The sequence below is a fragment of the Enterobacter sp. DSM 30060 genome, assembly GCF_013375955.1.
Taxonomy (GTDB): domain Bacteria; phylum Pseudomonadota; class Gammaproteobacteria; order Enterobacterales; family Enterobacteriaceae; genus Enterobacter; species Enterobacter intestinihominis.
On the sequence record NZ_CP056118.1, the window covers coordinates 15,582 to 32,487 of the forward strand.

A 16,906-nucleotide genomic window follows, 5' to 3' on the forward strand; every position below is an offset into this window, starting at 1 on the left:
CATTACCCCCGGAAGCGGTGCTGGTTTTCCAGGAACCACTGGTAGGTGCTGGCCAGCCCCTGCTCCAGTGAGACCTCGTGATACCAGCCCAGCTGATGCAGACGGGTCACGTCCAGCAGCTTGCGCGGCGTGCCGTCCGGTTTGGTGGCGTCAAACACCACGCGTCCTTTGTAGCCCACCACCTGCGCGATGGTCTGCGCCAGCTCGCGAATGGTGCAGTCCACGCCGGTCCCGACGTTAATGTGCGACAGCATCGGCTCGGTGTTTTCCTGCCACACCTCGCGATCCAGCTCCATGACGTGAATGCTGGCTGCCGCCATATCGTCCACGTGCAGGAACTCGCGCATTGGCGTACCGCTGCCCCACACCACTACGTCCGGGGCGTTTTCGGCAGTCGCCTCGTGGAAACGACGCAGCAGCGCCGGGATCACGTGCGAATTGCTCGGGTGGAAGTTGTCGTGCGGTCCGTAGAGGTTGGTCGGCATCACCGAGCGATAGTCGCGGTTATACTGACGGTTGTACGATTCACACAGCTTGATCCCGGCAATTTTGGCAATCGCGTACGGCTCATTGGTGGCTTCCAGCGTGCCCTGCAACAGTTCGCTCTCGGCGATCGGCTGTTTCGCCATTTTTGGGTAGATACAGGATGAACCGAGGAACAGCAGCTTGTTCACGTTGTGCAGATGCGCCGCGTGAATGATGTTGCTCTCAATCATCATGTTCTCGTAGATGAAATCCGCCGGGTAGGTGTTGTTAGCGACAATGCCGCCCACCTTCGCCGCCGCCAGATACACCTGGTCGATACGTTCGCTGGCGAAGAAGTCCTGCACCGCTTTGCTGTCAAGCAGGTTCAGCTCGTCACGCGTGCGAACAATCACCTCAACGTCGCCGCGCTGTTCAAGCTGGCGGACAATCGCGGAACCCACCATTCCGCGATGACCGGCGACAAAAATACGTTGTTTTGTCATTCTCAGGACTCCAGCGCGATGGCAACCTCGTAGCCATGGGACTTGAGCAGGGAGTGTTTTTTCGCTGCTTCAAGATCTTTGGCCACCATCTCGGATACCATTTCTTGCAGGGTGGTTTCTGGTTTCCAGCCCAGCTTCTCGTGCGCTTTGGTTGGGTCGCCCAGCAGGGTTTCCACTTCAGCAGGACGGAAGTAACGCGGATCCACCTGAACAATCACGTCGCCTGGCTTCACGCCCGGTGCGTCGTGGCCGGTCACGGAAACAACGATACCCTTCTCTTCCACGCCGGTGCCTTCGAAGCGCAGCTTGATGCCCAGCTGTGCCGCAGCCATCTCAACGAACTGACGTACGGAGTACTGCACGCCGGTCGCGATCACGAAGTCTTCTGGCTGTTCCTGCTGCAGCATCATCCACTGCATTTTCACGTAGTCTTTCGCATGGCCCCAGTCACGCAGGGAGTCCATGTTGCCGAGGTGCAGGCAAGACTCCAGGCCCTGAGCGATGTTGGCGATCGCGCGGGTGATTTTACGGGTCACGAAGGTTTCGCCACGACGTGGGGATTCGTGGTTGAACAGAATGCCGTTACAGGCGTACATGCCGTAGGATTCACGGTAGTTCACAGTGATCCAGTAAGCGTACAGTTTCGCTACCGCGTACGGAGAACGTGGGTAGAACGGCGTGGTCTCTTTCTGTGGAATTTCCTGCACCAGGCCGTACAGCTCAGAGGTAGATGCCTGATAGAAACGGGTTTTCTTCTCAAGACCCAGGAAGCGAATCGCTTCCAGCAGACGCAGGGTACCCATGGCGTCCACGTCAGCGGTGTATTCCGGGGATTCGAAGGAGACCGCAACGTGGCTCATCGCGCCCAGGTTGTAGACTTCATCCGGCTGTACTTCCTGCAGGATGCGGGTCAGGTTGGAGGTATCGGTCAGGTCGCCGTAGTGCAGGTGGAATTTCGGGTTCGCCGCGTGAGGATCCTGATAAATATGATCGACACGTTCGGTGTTAAATGAAGACGCACGACGTTTAATACCGTGTACTTCATACCCTTTTTCCAGCAGTAACTCTGCCAGGTAAGAACCATCCTGCCCGGTAACGCCGGTGATGAGAGCGACTTTAGACATGTTTATATTCCTCTACTTATGAATTTAATCAGTTTCAACGCGTTCGCGTATCACCACTGCGGGGTTGCCACGGCAAATTTTATTTGCCGGTAGCGATTTAAAAACGCTGCTGCGGGGACCGACTACCGTGCCATCGCCAACAGAAACACCGGGTGCAACAAAGACGTCTGTTGCCAGCCAGCATTTTTCACCGATCACAACAGGCGAAGCGGTAATATCAAAATGCGGGCTCATAAAATCGTGGCTGCCGGTGCACAAATAACACTTCTGTGAAACCACCGAATTTGCGCCAATCGTAATCTCGCCAAGGGTATATAACACCGCGTCATCCCCAACCCAGGCGTAATCCCCAAGCGTTAATTTCCAGGGATAAGTAATTTTCACCGAAGGACGAATGACTACGTTTTTTCCTATTTTTGCACCAAACAGACGCAGTAAAAATGCGCGCCAGCGGTACAGTATTTGCGGCGACCAGGCAAATAACGTTGCCTGTACAGCCCACCACAGTTGAACTTTAATACCGCTCCCGCCCCGAAAACCTTTCGGCACGGAGAATCCATTTAATTCCTGCATTACGTTTCCTTATATCTCAGGCTTTGTTATATAAGGCTTTCGCTTTACCCGTCGTTTTCAGACGTAAGAAATAAGATAATTCCGCCCAGAACCCCGGTACGCGTAATATTTTACGCTGCACGTTTTTGGCATCCTGGCACAATTCCAGATTATTCGAGGTTGACACGCCGCCCATTGAAAATTCGGATACCAGTCCTTTAATTCGACGGAACGGGTAGCCAGATTTGTACAGGCTGGCGGCCAGGGCATAATCTGATGACACTTTATATTGCAAATCGTAAGGCTGCTTTTTCAGGCCGCTCATCGGAAAGAAAATAGCCTGATGGCTTGCCGGCAAGCTGTGGTAGATATACCAGCCTGGTTTCGCGCCGCGCAGGACTTTTTTCCCCTCGCCGAAATCAAGCAGCGCATCACCGATAAACATGGCATCTTCTTTCTGGCGCGCCAGCTGGCGTGCAAACAGCGCCACATCTTCATGGAACACGTCGCCGGAATTGAGGAAGATGGCGTAGCGCCCCTGCGCCATGTTGATGCCTTTATTCATGGCATCGTAAATGCCTTTATCTTTCTCGCTGATGTAACGTAAGTTGAACTCACCGTTAAGTTTTTCCAGGAACTCCGCCGTGCCGTCGTTCGAGCCGCCATCGACCACGATCCACTCAAAGGTGAGGCTCGGATCGCGCGCCAGGTTGCGCAGCGAGCGCCAGGTTTTTACCACCCCTTCGTGGTTACGAAAGGCGACAGTAATGACGCTAAGAAACATAAATCACCTCATTTCTTCATACGCTCGTAATATTCAGCGCTTTGCGCAAAATAAACGGACATACAATTAAGAATGCATATTCCGGGCTAAATATTGACCCGGTAAAAAACAACGACACCGGTGTGAACAGATAAAGTTGCACGCGAAAGTTCTGGTTATCACCAAACGCGTTAATCATCATTTTGAAAACTTTAAACAGATACCACAGTGTCAACAGTACGGCGAACCAGGAAAAATAGATAATTAACAGATACAGACCATTGTCTATGGTTTTACCGACATCCGCACCGTTAAAGATTCCGAATGATGCAACATATTCGTAAAGTGAGCCGAATCTTACTACGCCATCAATATGGGTTAAGGAATAACCCACCATCACCAGTGGACCAATGATGCGATAATAGGACGACGAACCTTCCGTTCCCAAATCACCCAGACGTTCAGAAATGTACGGGAAGGCGAATATTACGCCCACTAAAAATACCGTCAGAGAAATGATCGCCAGCGGCAGTTTTTTCTTAATCGCCTCTTTGTTCAGGTACTGGAACGCCCACTCCAGCAGGTAAAACAGAATAAACGTCATTACCCCTGAGAACGACCCTGACAGAACGATTCCTGCAAGAATCATAGCATCGGTCTTGGGGGTTTTGATACCGAACTGTTTGATGCTGAGCCAAATTGAGATTAATGCCAGAGCAAAAAACGCCGGTTCAAAATAGAGCGCAGTGGTACGCTTGCCACCAAACTTAATGAAGTTCAGTACATAGCTGTTACTGTATATAAGATATTTCGAAATTATTTCCATCAGGCTACTGCCGCCTGTGAGAATAATTTGCGCCATCTCCAATGCCGCAAGCATAACAATCAGCCCGACGACAATATAAAAGAACCTGAGGATTTTCCTATAATTGTGCGGAGAGATAGTTTTAAAACGAATACTCCACACCATGCCAATAATGATAACGATATAAACAAACAGCATGGTGGAGGTGACATATTTGCTGGCGTCCAGCGACTGACCAAAGATGTAGTTAAACGCCGTCAGACCAAACCCGATCCCCAGCGCAATCATCAGCTTTTTGAGGTTAAGCTTGTCAACGTATAGCAACAGCAGAACCGGCAGGAAGGTGACGATGGTGATTGGGAAGCTTTCACCGAGCTGGGCAATCTTGACGTTGACCAGCAGGTAGATCAGCGGCAGCAGCAGATAACTACAGATTCTGATAGAACGAGACATACTCCTCCAGCATCTGTTGTCCACTGTACGCTTTGCGGCTGCGGTTGCGGAACGATTCCAGGTCCGTGCCAAAAACAGCCTGCGCGATATCGGCCTTCGACAGCTGCACCAGCGGCAGCACCTCGTTCTCACTGAAGGTTTTACCGCCCGATTTCTCCAGCACTTCGCGCGCCGCGTCGCTGTGGGTGGCAATGACCGGCACGCCAATGGAGAGCGCTTCGCACAGGATCAGCGGGTAGTTGTCCACTCGAGAGCTGAACACCAGCGCGTCCATACCGTTGAGCGCGCTCATCAATTTGCGCTTGTCGGTTTCAAACCCGTGATTCACCACGTTAGCGCCTTCGAACGGCGAGAATTTGCCGAAGGTATGCAGCTCAATTTTGTCGCCGAGCGCCATCATGTCGCGCACCAGCTGTTGGTTGGTTTTGCCGTCGTAGCGCAGGTCATGGGCGACGACAGCGATTTTCGGCTTGCCCGTGGTAATGGCTACGGGCGTCAGTTCGGCCAGGATCTCTTCCGTCGCCACATCAATACCGTTGTTGATAATCTGGCAGCGCCCTGCTCCGTACAGGCTATTGAAGGCATCTGCCACGTGCTGGCTTGGAGAGATAAAGGTGCAGCCGAGCGAGAGCATGTCGCGGAACAGCTGACGCTTGCCCTCAACCAGCTGATGCGCGCGATCGACCTTCACCGGCGGATAGTTGCTGAGCGTAGGGCATTTCTGGCAGTTATCTTTCCAGCCTTCGCAGCCGTCGGTAAAGGCGCAGCGTCCGGTCACGCTCCAGTGGTCGTGTAGCGTCCAGACGAAACGGGTGTCCGGCTTGTGCGCCTTCACTTTGCCACAAAACGCTACCACCTCTTCCAGATTCAGCCAGTAGCTGTGTAGCACGTGGAAGTGCAGCACAACCGGCCCGCGGGTGCGGGTGACGGTGCGGTAGAGGTTATTCAGGTTGCCGAACAGGTCGCGGTTAAACAGACGGAACAGCGCAATATTGGCGATGGAGGTCAGACGTGGCGTCTGCTTCAACACCTGCGGATAGTTATCATGGCTGACGCTTTTCTTGCCGCCCTTGCCGTAACCGTAAACAAAGCGCGACTGTAATCCTTTTTGCAGCGCGCGCTGGTGCAGATCCAGCGCTACGCCTGCCGCCCCGCCCTCTGCGAGGCGTACGTTAAATTGCAGAATGTTCATTTAATCACCTTCACGCGGGCTTTCTCGCCCACCACCAGCGCATTGTCCGGAATGCTGTCCAGCACCACGCTACCTGCGCCAACCGTCACGTTATTGCCCACGGTAATCTCCCCGATCATCACCACGTTGGCGCCCAGCTCGACGTTATTGCCAATCACCGGGCAGGCCAGGCTGTCTGGCCCACGGTTGCCGATTGTCACCCCGTGGCGAATGGTGAAATCATCACCCGCGACGACGAACTTGTTGATGACGACCGCATAGCCGTGATGAATGGTAAAGCGGCGGCCAATGGTGGCAGCGGCCTGAATTTCATAGCCAAAAAAGCATTCGGTGATGATGCGGTACAGCACCAGCACCGGCGCGGCCCAGATATTGTTCAGCACATTTTTTTTGCGCCACACCGAGCAAAAGTGCGCAATACGGTAGGCCAGAACCATGCAGCACGGGCGCAGGCTCCAGCTGTTAGCGCGGCAATCTTCCAGAAACATTATTTCCCCCGAAGCCCGTCAGCCAGACGCTTGCCGTTACGCACCGACAGCAGCGTCAGCAGCGTGCGCCAGTTCATGCGCTTATTGCGGATCTGATAGAGGGTAAAGAGCTGATACTTCCGACTGGCACGGTCAAACTTGTCCTTGTGCTTGCGGTAAAAATGGAAGTAGCCCGAGAATTTTTTCGGTGACGAGGTGATCTGCATCTCCCCGTGGTTGATGTGCAGGATCTGCGTGGCCTCTTCCACCTTCCACGGCTCGCCGTACTCCACCACCATCCGCAGGAAAATGTCGTAATCCTGTGCGGCCTTCAGCTCGGTATCGAACAGACACTCCTTAAAGCGCCAGGCCCAGGTAAACACCTGGTTGCCGATAATGTTGCGCTTGTAGAACAGGCGGCGGGAATACGGTGATTTCGGATACAGCGGCAGGCTGGCCGGCTGCGAATAGACCTCGCCCTGACAGACATAGTCGTTGGCATACAGAAACGCGTGGGTCACCAGCTGCGCTTTGTGCGACAGGAAGATCGACAGACGGTTTGGCGTCCATTCGTCATCATCGTCGATACCGGTCAGATACTGCCCTTTCGCCTGCATAATCGCCTGATTGCGCACCGCGCACGCCCCGGAGTTGATGGCGTTGTGCGTGTACACCACGCGCGGGTCGTTCAGGTCTTCGACAAACTTTTGCAGCTGTTCGTAAGAGGAGGAACAGTCATCCACGATAATCAGTTCCCAGTTATCGTAATCCTGACGCAGGACCGATTTAATCGCGCGGATCGCCAGCTGCTGACGATTCCATGTCGGCATATAGATAGAAATCAAAGGGCGTTGTGTGCTCATGTATTCCTCCTGCCCCTCACCCCGGCCCTCTCCCCGGAGGGGAGAGGGTGAAAGACCGCACCAGGCAGTCCCCTCTCCCCTCAGGGGAGAGGGTTAGGGTGAGGGGTGTGGGGTGTGTTTTGTTATTTAGAGTCAGACTTGTATTCGTACTCGTAGTAGCCGTAATCCTGATAACCCGTCGCACGGCGGAAGATGGAGTTCAGAATGACCCCTTTCACCTCAATACCGTTCTGCTCAAAGCGGCTCAGGCTGGTTTCCACTTCCTTCAGGGTGTTCACCGCATAGCGTGCAACCATCAGCGTGGTGCCCGCATGACGCCCTACCACGGCGGCGTCGGTGACCGCCAGAATTGGTGGGGTATCGATCAGCACCAGGTCATAGTTTTTGCTTGCCCACTCGATCAGCTGCGTGAAGCGCTCGCTCATCAGCAGTTCAGACGGGTTCGGCGGTACCTGGCCACGCGGGATCAGGTCAAATTTCGGAATCGAGGTCGGCTTGGCGCTCTCGCTGATCTCCCCTTTACCCAGCAGGATTTCCGACAGGCCGTTAACGTTGTTGGTGCCCAGCAGCTCATGGGTGTAGCCCTTACGCATGTCGCAGTCGATCAGCAGCACGCGCTTGTTGGTCTGGCTCACCACCGCCGCCAGGTTGGCACAGACGAAGGTCTTACCAATTGACGGGCTGACACCGGTCATCATCAGGACGTTGTTTTTGGCCTGCATCATGGCGAAGTGGAGGCTGGTACGCAGGCTACGCACCGCTTCAATCGCCAGGTCGGTCGGGTTACCCACGGCCAGCAGCTGGCTCTGTTTGTAACGCTTGACGCCCTTAACGGTTTTGACGCTGTCACGGGACTTCTGCCACTCCGAAAGCGGGATGCTGGCGTACACGCTGATCCCGTTCTCTTCCAGCACCTGCGGGCTTTCGATGCCGCGGTTGAACAGCGAGCGCAGCAGCACGCCGACGATAGAGAGCATCAGGCCGAGAATAATGCTGCCGAGGATGATCAGCGCTTTCTTCGGCTTCAGCACGCCCGGCTGGGTAATCGCCGGGTCAACGATACGCACGTCACCCACGGTGCTGGCTTCGGTGATTTTCAGCTCCTGCTGCTTGTTCAGCAGTTGCATGTAAACCTGCTGGCCGGATTCCACATCACGCGTCAGGCGTACGATTTCCTGCTGCGTCTTCGGCATCGCGGTCACGCGGTCATTCAGCTTCGCCTTCTCTTCTTCCAGGGTACGACGTTTCTCGAGCAGCGTGCGGTACGCCGGGTGACGTTTGGTATAGAGCTTGGAAATTTCCGCCTCTTTAAAGGTCAGCTCGTTTAGCTGCGCATCAATATTGACCATGGAGTCGAGAACCGATTTCGCCTCCAGCGGCAGGTCGACGGAGTCTTTATCCTGACGGTATGCGTTCAGCTTGTTCTCGGCGTCATCCAGACGGGCGCGCACCTCCGGCAGCTGTTTACTGAGGAACGCGAGGCTTTTAGCGGCTTCCGCTGACTTGCGCTCAACGTTCTGCTCAAGGTAGTTACGGGTGATGCTGTTCAGGATGTCGCGGATTTGATCCTTGTCTTCACCGGTGAAGGTCATGCTCAGGACGCCGGTGTCCTTGCCGTTTTCGGTGACGGTCAGGTTGTTTTGCAGATTGTTGATCATCCCGAGCGTCGAGAATTTGGTGACCGTAAACTCACCGCCCTCGTGCGCCTGGATGGCACCAACCCTGATGCTCACGCCATCTTTGGTCAGCATCTGCCCCACTTCCCCGCGCGCGCTGAAGCCTGCGTCGCTGGTCAGCTGATACTGTTTGGGTCCCAGCACGGTCAGGGTAAAGGTTTGGTCCCCTGCCCCTTTTGGAATCACGAAGTCGGTCACTTTTACCGTATCGTTACTGCGCCCCATCAGGCGATCCCAGCCTGCGCCAAACACCGGGAAGGTGTTTTTGGTGACCGCGATATCCAGCCCCAGATCGTGAACCGTTTTGCCCAATACCAGGCGCGACTGGATCAGCTGAATTTCAGCCTCCGATGCCGGCGGCTTGTTGGCCAGCGCAGAGCCGATATCCTGAACCAGCGAGTTTCCGGTATTTTGTTCGATCTGCACCAGCGCGTCGGCGCTGTAAATAGGCGTCGCGAACAGCGTATAAACGATCGCCGCCACGGCAAAGATGGCGGTTATACCCAGCACCCACCATTTCGCTTCAATAACGGTCCCGACCAGGCGACCGATATCGATTTCATCACTGCCCGACGTCGGGGCGGCAGAAGGTCTTGTTTTTTCTGTCATTGTTATCCCTGCTGAGCTTTCAGTGCCTGCGCCCACTGGCGGGCAGACTGGTCTAGTAAGGTGTATACCGCCTCAAAGGCCTCGCGGCTCTTGCGATACGGATCGGGAATTTCGCGCTCACCATCCCAGTGACCAAACAGCATCACCTTGCCGCGCATCTCCGGTGCGATATCGCACAGCGCGTGAATGTGGCGTTTTTCCATCGCGAGGATCAGGTCATATTCCCGGCACATTCGGCCAGAGACCTGACGGGCAACGTGCCCGTCGAGTGAGAGGTTATGCTCAAGGGCGACGCTTGCGGCACGTTCGTCGGCACCTTTTCCGACCAGCGCGCCCAGCCCTGCGGAGTCGACCGTTAACGCAGGCTGGTAATTTTTCAACAGCCTTTCAGCCGTGGGGGAACGGCAAATGTTCCCCACACACACCACCAGAATTTTGTTAAACATCGCGGCTTACCAGGTATGAATGTCGCTCGCCGTATCCGTCATGTAGCGAACGCCACTGATGGTAGGCAGCAACTGGTTGATCAGACGGTTCCAGCGGGCAACCGGCGCGGTGGTGACATAGACCACATCGTATGGCTGGAGACGGAACGACGTTGCCATGACCAGCGACGTCGCGTCGGACATGTCCAGCTGGTAGATGTTGGCAATCTTGCCTTTCGCGTTTTCGCCTTTGATCGGACGGATCACAAAGATACCGCTGGCGTTGGAGGCGGTCAGATCGATACCTTCCGCGTTGCCCAGGGCTTCGGTCAGGGTCATACCGCTGAAGTCCATCTTAAGGGTGCTCTGTTTCTTCACTTCACCCATCACGAACACTTTCAGATCGTCGTTGCGCGGCACGTAAAGAATATCGCCCGGATAGAGGAGACGGTTCTGGGTCAGGTCACCGTTTTGCATCAGCGCCTGAAGCGAAATGCGCTGCTCTTTGCCGTTGTGGGTCAGCACCACGTTGCGCCAGTCAGCACCGTCGGTTAAGCCGCCTGCGGCATTGATCGCATCAAGAACGGTGAGCGGGACGTTGGTGATAGCCTGCTGGCCGGATTTGTTGACCTGGCCTGAGATATAGGCTTTCTGGGATCGGAACGCGGCGATATTAACGTCCACCTGCGGGTCAGCAATGTACTGCGCCAGGCGGCCGGTAATATCACTACGGATCTCAGCAAGCGTTTTGCCCGCGACGTGCACTTTGCCAATGTAGGGATAGAACATGGTGCCATCGGACTGTACCCAGTTACCGGTGTCGCTTGAGCTACGGTACTGGCCCGCAGGTGTGGTCAGTTCCGGGTGATCCCAGACGGTCACGTTAATGACGTCACCTGGACCAACGCGATACTGGTAAGAGGCAATTTCCTGGTCCAGAGACATATTTGGCTGAGCAACATTCGGACGTGGGCGTAATTGTTCTACCAGACGTGGGGTTAATGGGTAAACATTCACCATTTTGTCGAGATCAAAATCAGCATCCTGCTGTTTAATCACATCCTTGCCCATTGTTGACATATTGCTGCCGGGAAAGACCGTGCAACCACTCATCAAGGTCACAGACACCAATAATGGCATCAATTTCATTTTGGATTTCATCATTGATTATTTATCACTTTGGCAGAGTAATTATCCTGTGCAATTAAAATAAGCGCGGGTCGTGGTGACAATCAGAATGCAGTTAATCATTTAGCAATATAACTGGCATCAGTCCTAAAAAAAGCTTATTCATCCATTGGCTATTGACAGAATAATTGAGGCTGATTCACACGCTTTCAGGCACGCTACCGCCCTTGGCTTTCAGTTACCAATCCACTGACTAAACAATGCGTTATGGTTAGACACCCTCTTGGATCAGGCCTTTTGAGAAATATATCCGCCACCTTAAACGGGTGATTGATAATGTATAACCTTCACCAAAGACTGAAACAAAAATAGCAACAAGGAGATTTAACATTTGATGCTGGAAGAATTGTTGCAGCTAACCTAATAGCAGGCAAGGAGACAACCGTCCTAATATTCGTTTTTAAGATTAATATTAAGAGCAAAGTTTTGAGGTTTTCGGATTTTCTTTATATTGACAAAATAGAGCGCCAGACCACTTATTGCGATATATCCTAAATATCGTCTTTTGTAATTAAATCTTCGCATTTAACTTATTTACACCGCCCCGCAAATGGGTTTTACCTGAGTGTAGCATTAAGAGAAATCTCACCCCGGCATTGCAATTTCCGTCTGCTTTATCCATGATCGAAGTGTGACATTAGTCATATAACAGAAGGTATTGCATTTACTATGGAATGGATTGCCGATCCATCAATCTGGGCCGGGCTGGTGACGCTGGTCGTCATCGAATTAGTGCTCGGCATTGATAACCTGGTGTTTATCGCCATCCTTGCCGATAAATTACCCCCTTCACAACGCGACCGCGCCCGCGTGACGGGTCTTCTGCTCGCCATGGTGATGCGTCTGCTGTTACTGGCCTCAATATCATGGCTGGTCACGCTCACCAAACCCTTATTCAGCGTGCAGGGTCTGAGCTTTAGCGCCCGCGACCTGATCATGCTTTTCGGCGGATTGTTCCTGCTGTTCAAAGCCACGGTTGAGCTTAATGAGCGGCTGGAAGGAAAAGACAGTGAAAACCCCACCCAGCGGCGCGGCGCTAAATTCTGGCCGGTGGTCGCGCAGATAGTGGTGCTGGATGCCGTCTTTTCTCTCGACTCCGTGATTACTGCCGTCGGGATGGTTGACCATCTGGCGGTGATGATGGCCGCCGTGATCATTGCCATCACCCTGATGGTGCTCGCCAGTAAAGCCCTGACGCGCTTCGTGAACAGTCACCCGACTATCGTCATTCTCTGTCTGAGCTTCCTGCTGATGATTGGCTTTAGCCTGGTGGCGGATGGTTTTGGCTTCCATATCCCGAAAGGATATCTGTACGCAGCCATTGGTTTCTCGGTGCTTATTGAGTTTCTTAACCAGCTGGCCATTTTCAACCGCCGCCGTTTTCTTTCCGCGAACCAGACATTACGACAGCGCACCGCAGATACGGTGATGCGCCTGCTGAGCGGCAAAAAAGAGGATGCCGAGCTGGATGCTGAATCCGCTGCGATGCTAGCCGACCACAGCGACGGGCAGATCTTCAACCCGCAGGAACGCCGGATGATAGAGCGCGTGCTTAACCTCAACCAGCGCTCGGTCAGCAGTATCATGACCTCCCGCCACGACATTGAGCATATTGACCTGACGGCACCGGAAAAGCAGATCCGTGCCCTGCTGGATAAAAACCAGCACACCCGCGTGGTGGTGACCGGCGGAGAAGAGGAAGAAGAGCTGCTGGGCGTGGTACACGTGATTGACCTGCTGCAACAGCAGCTTCACGGTGAGCCGCTCAACCTGCGCGCGCTGGTGCGCCAGCCGCTGGTCTTCCCGGAAGCGCTGCCGCTGCTCTCCGCGCTGGAGCAGTTCCGCAACGCGCGTACCCACTTCGCGTTTGTCGTTGATGAGTTTGGTTCTGTGGAAGGGCTGGTGACGCTCAGCGACGTGATGGAAACCATCGCCGGTAATCTGCCTAATGAGGTGGATGAGATCGATGCACGCCACGATATTCAGAAAAACGCAGACGGCAGCTGGACCGCCAACGGCCATATGCCGCTCGAAGATCTGGTGCAGTTCGTTCCGCTTCCGCTGGACGAGAAGCGCGAATACCACACCATCGCCGGTTTGCTGATGGAATATCTGCAACGTATTCCGCAGCCGGGCGAAGAGGTCCAGGTGGGGAATTACATGATCAAAACCTTGCAGGTAGAGAGCCATCGCGTGCAGAAGGTGCAGCTGATACCGCTGCGCGGTGAAGATGAGATGGATTTTGAGGTGTAAAAAAGCCGGGTGGCGCTTCGCTTACCCGGCCTACGGTGTCTGGCTTTTGTAGGCCGGGTAAGGCGAAGCCGCCACCCGGCACAACAGGCATCAGAGCTTATCGAGCAACTTTTTCACGTCCTTACCAGACTGAGACTCTTTATTGCGGTCCGCCCAGTCATTCAGCCGACGTTTCGCTTCATCCTGAAGGTGCTTACGCAGGATCTGATCGACCTGCAAACTGTAATTCAGTTCCTGCCATTTTCCGTACACGCGCAGCGGTATCGGCGTCTCTTTCAGGAACTCGACAAGCTGACCTTCCCCTTCCCAGCCAGCCTTCACGCGGACGTTGAAGCGGGTGTCAACCGTCTCTTTCACCAGATCCAGCGCGCCGTTTCCGGTCAGCGCCAGCAGGGACGAGATTCCCTGCATCTCGTCGAGCGAGAGCTGACCGTTGTCGAGGGCAAGCTCGCTGGTAAAGCTGTCGAGACGGGTTGCGCTGTCGTAGTTTTCATTCGCCTTCACGCTGCTGCTGCGCTCTACCGCCTGCTGCACCAGTTGCTGGAAGTTCAGCCCTTCCATGCGCGAATCTTTTAGCTCAACGTGCGCCTGCCCCTTCCAGCTACGACGGAAGGCGTCCGCATCAATCTTCGTGCCGGAGAAATCCCCGGCTAGCGACAGCTGCCCCGTGAGGGAAATCGGGTAATTAAAGGCTTTCAGGATGGTGCCAATCTCAACGTTTTCCAGACGCGGCTGGAACGCGGCGCTGGCAACGTCTTTACGTACGTCCAGCGTGCCCGGCAGGGAGAGATTTCCTGCCCCCATTTTTCCGCTGAGCTCAGAGATGACCAGCAGGCCGTTGTGGTTGAACATCTGGCTGTTGACGTCAGTAAAATCAATTCCACGCCAGCGCACGCTGTTCGCTTTCAGCAGAATGTCGGCGGTAAATCCGCGCAGACCATTGTAGTCAGGCAGATCGAGACTGGAGGAGATCACCGGACGCGACTGCGTGACCTGGCTTTGCCCTACCTGCGCGACACCCTCATCGGTCGCATTCACCGTTTGGGCCGCGAGCAGGTTCTCAAGGTTCAGCTTGTCGAATTGCAGATCCAACACCCACTTGGGTTTCTCATCAAGCGTGACGCTCGCCTGCCCCTTCAGGGAACTGTCGTTGGCCTGGAGGTTGAGCGCGTTCAGTTCGAGCTGTTTGCGCTCTTCGTGCCACACCGCCTGCATCGTGCCCTGGCCGGCGATCCCCTTCGCGGGTAAATCCGCGCCGGTCAGCTGCCAGTTGACCTGCTGAACGTCCGCCGTCAGCTGGTGCGGGTAGTCAGAGGCGTTCACGTTCGCATTCATCGACAGGTTGAGATCGCGCTGATTACGGTTGATCCGCCCGGAGAACTCCATGGTCGCGTGATGGTTGGCGTCCTGCTCCATCCTGAGGTTGATATTGCGGACGGTGATCTGTTCGTCATCCTCATGCTGGAAAACCAGCACGCTGTCAGCGACTTTCAGATTACCAATATCGAAAGACCAGCCAGTGTCAGACGGAACGTCAGGCAAAGTATTTTCACGCGGTGCGACCGGAGCATTCGCCTGACGAACGGCTTCGGTTTGTGGCGTAAGCTGAATCACCGCCCCTTTCAGCATCACCTGTTCAACCTGGAGCTGATGGGATAAGAGCGGGATGAGCGCGACATCAAGACGCATGTTATCCGCCGTAACAAGCGGCTGCGCCGCGCCCGGCGCGGTGAGCGACATACGTCCGGAGAGAATGCTGAGCTGCGGCCAGACGTGCCAGCGCAGCGGCCCGTCCAGCTTGAGTTCATACCCGCTGCGCGCTTCAACCTGCCGCACCATGTAGGCCCGGAAGTCATTCGGGTTAACCAGCAGCACCAACGCTGAAAGGCCAGCCACCAGCACCACCAGCAAAATCATCAGCGTTGTCAGAACTCTTCTCATGGCTTCCTCAGTGAACTCACAGATCAGTCTTTATCGATACGGCTGGCAACCGCACCCTGCTGGTCGCGATATTTTGCGTCCTGACGGCGGTTATAAGGACGGTCTGCCGGGCCGGTCAGCGGTTCGAAGCTCAACGCACCGATCATCATTCCCGGGCGAAGCGCCAGCGGCAGTTTACCGGCGTTAAAGAACTCCAGCACGATACGGCCAGACCAGCCCGGATCGATACGGTGCGCGGTGACGTGCACCATCAGGCCCAGACGCGCCAGAGAAGAGCGTCCGTCAAGCCAGCCGACCAGATCCGCAGGCAGCGTGACCGATTCAAAGGTCACCGCCAGCGCCAGTTCGCCAGGATGGAGATAAAACGCCTCTCCTTCTTCGATGACGATTTCGTCACTCATGACGCGATCCAGCGCCGCACTGACTTCGTCTTTCGGCCCGCTGAGGTCGATAAACGGTGCCGTGTGGCCGCTGAAGGTGCGGAACTTATTCCCCAGACGTACATCGACGGTCACGCCGTTAATACGCTCAACCGGCGGACGCGGGGTGATAGACAGGCGGCCTTCATCCAGCCAGGCTTCTATATCGCGGTCACAAAGACGCATGGCACTTTCTCCTTTCGTGCATCGCGCCCTGAATCCTTACGGCGTCAGGGCAAAACCAGGTTATCTCTGAACGGTACACAATTCACACGGCTTATTCAAAAAACTGACTGATTTTCGCTTTTAAGATATCAATGGCAATACGGTTTTTACCGCCGCGAGGCACAATAATATCGGCGTATTGTTTAGAAGGCTCAATAAATTGCAGGAACATCGGGCGAACGGTTTTCTGATACTGCGCCATCACGGAGTCCATGGAGCGACCGCGTTCGTTAACGTCGCGTTTAATACGCCGCATCAGGCAGATATCCAGCGGGGTATCGACGAAAATCGAGAAGTTCATTGATTCGCGCAGACGGGCGTCGGTGAGCAGCAAAATCCCTTCAAGGATAATCACCTTCTTGGGCTCAATGCGGATCGTTTCCTGGGTGCGGGTATGTTCCACGTAACTGTAGACGGGCAGCTCAATCGCCTCGCCGCGCTTCAGCGCTTCCAGATGCTGGAACAGCAGACTGTGATCCATCGCACTGGGGTGGTCGTAGTTGGTTTTTACGCGCTCTTCCATCGAAAGATGGGATTGATCTTTGTAATAGCTATCTTCGGGAATAACACCGATATGCTCATCACCCACTTGTTCACGCAGTTCGCGATAAAGCGTACTGGCAATAAGACTTTTACCTGAAGCCGATGCGCCGGCGATGCCTATGATGACGCACTGATGAGACTTATCAGTCATAAATTTAGCGACCTGATTAACCTGGATGTAAGGAAGGACGACGCCGGAGCGTCAAACGCGGCAATTATAGGGATTTCGGGGGCGTGATACCAGTCGAATGCGCAGGTTATGCGAGGCGGGCTGAAAAGCACCGTTTCACGCCTTTAGCGAAATTTTACGCACGGATTTTCACCATTTCATCCCCCTTCTTCGCAGAGTAACTATTTTATAAGTCTATGAAGTCAAAATCTGAGCACTCAGCATATGAATTGTAAAATGTTTGTACTAGCATAAACCAAATTAATGATTT

15 protein-coding genes are annotated in these 16,906 nt (G+C 54.4%); 1 reads left to right on the top strand and 14 read right to left on the bottom strand.

Features of this window, described 5'->3' with window-relative positions:
- Positions 1-2 precede the first annotated feature (2 nt).
- From HWQ15_RS00070 to HWQ15_RS00120, 11 genes are all read right to left on the bottom strand, one after another.
- The gene (locus tag HWQ15_RS00070; protein WP_015572377.1) at positions 3-968 is read right to left on the bottom strand and encodes a GDP-L-fucose synthase; all 966 of its coding nucleotides are present in this window, start codon (positions 966-968) and stop codon (positions 3-5) included.
- Between the two features lie 2 nt (positions 969-970).
- Positions 971-2,092 (bottom strand): GDP-mannose 4,6-dehydratase, encoded by a 1,122-nt coding sequence (gmd, locus tag HWQ15_RS00075; RefSeq protein WP_003863514.1) that lies wholly within the window; start codon positions 2,090-2,092, stop codon positions 971-973.
- Between the two features lie 24 nt (positions 2,093-2,116).
- The gene (wcaF, locus tag HWQ15_RS00080) at positions 2,117-2,665 is read right to left on the bottom strand and encodes a colanic acid biosynthesis acetyltransferase WcaF (protein ID WP_176587350.1); all 549 of its coding nucleotides are present in this window, start codon (positions 2,663-2,665) and stop codon (positions 2,117-2,119) included.
- Between the two features lie 16 nt (positions 2,666-2,681).
- The gene (wcaE, locus tag HWQ15_RS00085) at positions 2,682-3,428 is read right to left on the bottom strand and encodes a colanic acid biosynthesis glycosyltransferase WcaE (RefSeq protein ID WP_023300546.1); all 747 of its coding nucleotides are present in this window, start codon (positions 3,426-3,428) and stop codon (positions 2,682-2,684) included.
- 16 nt (positions 3,429-3,444) lie between these two features.
- Entirely contained in the window at positions 3,445-4,665 is a 1,221-nt protein-coding gene (gene wcaD / locus HWQ15_RS00090) for a colanic acid polymerase WcaD (protein WP_022648637.1), read from the bottom strand.
- A complete protein-coding gene (wcaC, locus tag HWQ15_RS00095) occupies positions 4,640-5,857 on the bottom strand; it encodes a colanic acid biosynthesis glycosyltransferase WcaC (protein ID WP_023300547.1) in 1,218 nt (405 codons plus the stop codon). Before wcaC ends, wcaD begins: the two co-directional genes overlap by 26 nt.
- On the bottom strand, positions 5,854-6,345 hold the full coding sequence (gene wcaB / locus HWQ15_RS00100; RefSeq protein WP_023300548.1) for a colanic acid biosynthesis acetyltransferase WcaB: 492 nt from the start codon (positions 6,343-6,345) through the stop codon (positions 5,854-5,856). Before wcaB ends, wcaC begins: the two co-directional genes overlap by 4 nt.
- Positions 6,345-7,187 carry a colanic acid biosynthesis glycosyltransferase WcaA gene (gene wcaA / locus HWQ15_RS00105; protein ID WP_006811246.1) on the bottom strand — a complete coding sequence of 281 codons (843 nt, stop codon included), beginning with the start codon at positions 7,185-7,187 and terminating at the stop codon, positions 6,345-6,347. Before wcaA ends, wcaB begins: the two co-directional genes overlap by 1 nt.
- 122 nt (positions 7,188-7,309) lie before the next feature.
- The gene (gene wzc / locus HWQ15_RS00110) at positions 7,310-9,472 is read right to left on the bottom strand and encodes a tyrosine-protein kinase Wzc (RefSeq protein ID WP_022648640.1); all 2,163 of its coding nucleotides are present in this window, start codon (positions 9,470-9,472) and stop codon (positions 7,310-7,312) included.
- A 2-nt stretch (positions 9,473-9,474) separates the two neighbouring features.
- Positions 9,475-9,918 carry a low molecular weight protein-tyrosine-phosphatase Wzb gene (gene wzb / locus HWQ15_RS00115; RefSeq protein ID WP_003862078.1) on the bottom strand — a complete coding sequence of 148 codons (444 nt, stop codon included), beginning with the start codon at positions 9,916-9,918 and terminating at the stop codon, positions 9,475-9,477.
- A 6-nt stretch (positions 9,919-9,924) separates the two neighbouring features.
- Positions 9,925-11,061 (bottom strand): polysaccharide export protein, encoded by a 1,137-nt coding sequence (locus HWQ15_RS00120; RefSeq protein ID WP_022648641.1) that lies wholly within the window; start codon positions 11,059-11,061, stop codon positions 9,925-9,927.
- Between the two features lie 693 nt (positions 11,062-11,754).
- On the opposite strand from HWQ15_RS00120, the gene HWQ15_RS00125 reads away from it, so the two are divergent.
- Complete coding sequence (locus HWQ15_RS00125) at positions 11,755-13,338, top strand: TerC family protein (RefSeq protein WP_063148521.1); 1,584 nt, start codon at positions 11,755-11,757, stop codon at positions 13,336-13,338.
- Between the two features lie 90 nt (positions 13,339-13,428).
- Here HWQ15_RS00125 and asmA read toward each other — a convergent pair whose 3' ends face one another.
- The 3 genes from asmA to udk form a co-directional block, all read right to left on the bottom strand.
- Positions 13,429-15,279, bottom strand: a complete 1,851-nt coding sequence (gene asmA / locus HWQ15_RS00130) for an outer membrane assembly protein AsmA (protein ID WP_063137678.1) — start codon at positions 15,277-15,279, stop codon at positions 13,429-13,431.
- Between the two features lie 23 nt (positions 15,280-15,302).
- Positions 15,303-15,884, bottom strand: a complete 582-nt coding sequence (gene dcd, locus HWQ15_RS00135; RefSeq protein ID WP_006811250.1) for a dCTP deaminase — start codon at positions 15,882-15,884, stop codon at positions 15,303-15,305.
- A 91-nt stretch (positions 15,885-15,975) separates the two neighbouring features.
- Entirely contained in the window at positions 15,976-16,617 is a 642-nt protein-coding gene (udk, locus tag HWQ15_RS00140) for a uridine kinase (protein WP_000130320.1), read from the bottom strand.
- Positions 16,618-16,906: the final 289 nt, after the last annotated feature.

Excerpts from the sequence above, each read along its gene's own strand:
- HWQ15_RS00070 (WP_015572377.1), bottom strand. The coding sequence starts at position 968 with ATGACAAAACAACGTATTTTTGTCGCCGGTCATCGCGGAATGGTGGGT.
- gmd (WP_003863514.1), bottom strand. The coding sequence starts at position 2,092 with ATGTCTAAAGTCGCTCTCATCACCGGCGTTACCGGGCAGGATGGTTCT.
- wcaF (WP_176587350.1), bottom strand. The coding sequence starts at position 2,665 with ATGCAGGAATTAAATGGATTCTCCGTGCCGAAAGGTTTTCGGGGCGGG.
- wcaE (WP_023300546.1), bottom strand. The coding sequence starts at position 3,428 with ATGTTTCTTAGCGTCATTACTGTCGCCTTTCGTAACCACGAAGGGGTG.
- wcaD (WP_022648637.1), bottom strand. The coding sequence starts at position 4,665 with ATGTCTCGTTCTATCAGAATCTGTAGTTATCTGCTGCTGCCGCTGATC.
- wcaC (WP_023300547.1), bottom strand. The coding sequence starts at position 5,857 with ATGAACATTCTGCAATTTAACGTACGCCTCGCAGAGGGCGGGGCGGCA.
- wcaB (WP_023300548.1), bottom strand. The coding sequence starts at position 6,345 with ATGTTTCTGGAAGATTGCCGCGCTAACAGCTGGAGCCTGCGCCCGTGC.
- wcaA (WP_006811246.1), bottom strand. The coding sequence starts at position 7,187 with ATGAGCACACAACGCCCTTTGATTTCTATCTATATGCCGACATGGAAT.
- wzc (WP_022648640.1), bottom strand. The coding sequence starts at position 9,472 with ATGACAGAAAAAACAAGACCTTCTGCCGCCCCGACGTCGGGCAGTGAT.
- wzb (WP_003862078.1), bottom strand. The coding sequence starts at position 9,918 with ATGTTTAACAAAATTCTGGTGGTGTGTGTGGGGAACATTTGCCGTTCC.
- HWQ15_RS00120 (WP_022648641.1), bottom strand. The coding sequence starts at position 11,061 with ATGATGAAATCCAAAATGAAATTGATGCCATTATTGGTGTCTGTGACC.
- HWQ15_RS00125 (WP_063148521.1), top strand. The coding sequence starts at position 11,755 with ATGGAATGGATTGCCGATCCATCAATCTGGGCCGGGCTGGTGACGCTG.
- asmA (WP_063137678.1), bottom strand. The coding sequence starts at position 15,279 with ATGAGAAGAGTTCTGACAACGCTGATGATTTTGCTGGTGGTGCTGGTG.
- dcd (WP_006811250.1), bottom strand. The coding sequence starts at position 15,884 with ATGCGTCTTTGTGACCGCGATATAGAAGCCTGGCTGGATGAAGGCCGC.
- udk (WP_000130320.1), bottom strand. The coding sequence starts at position 16,617 with ATGACTGATAAGTCTCATCAGTGCGTCATCATAGGCATCGCCGGCGCA.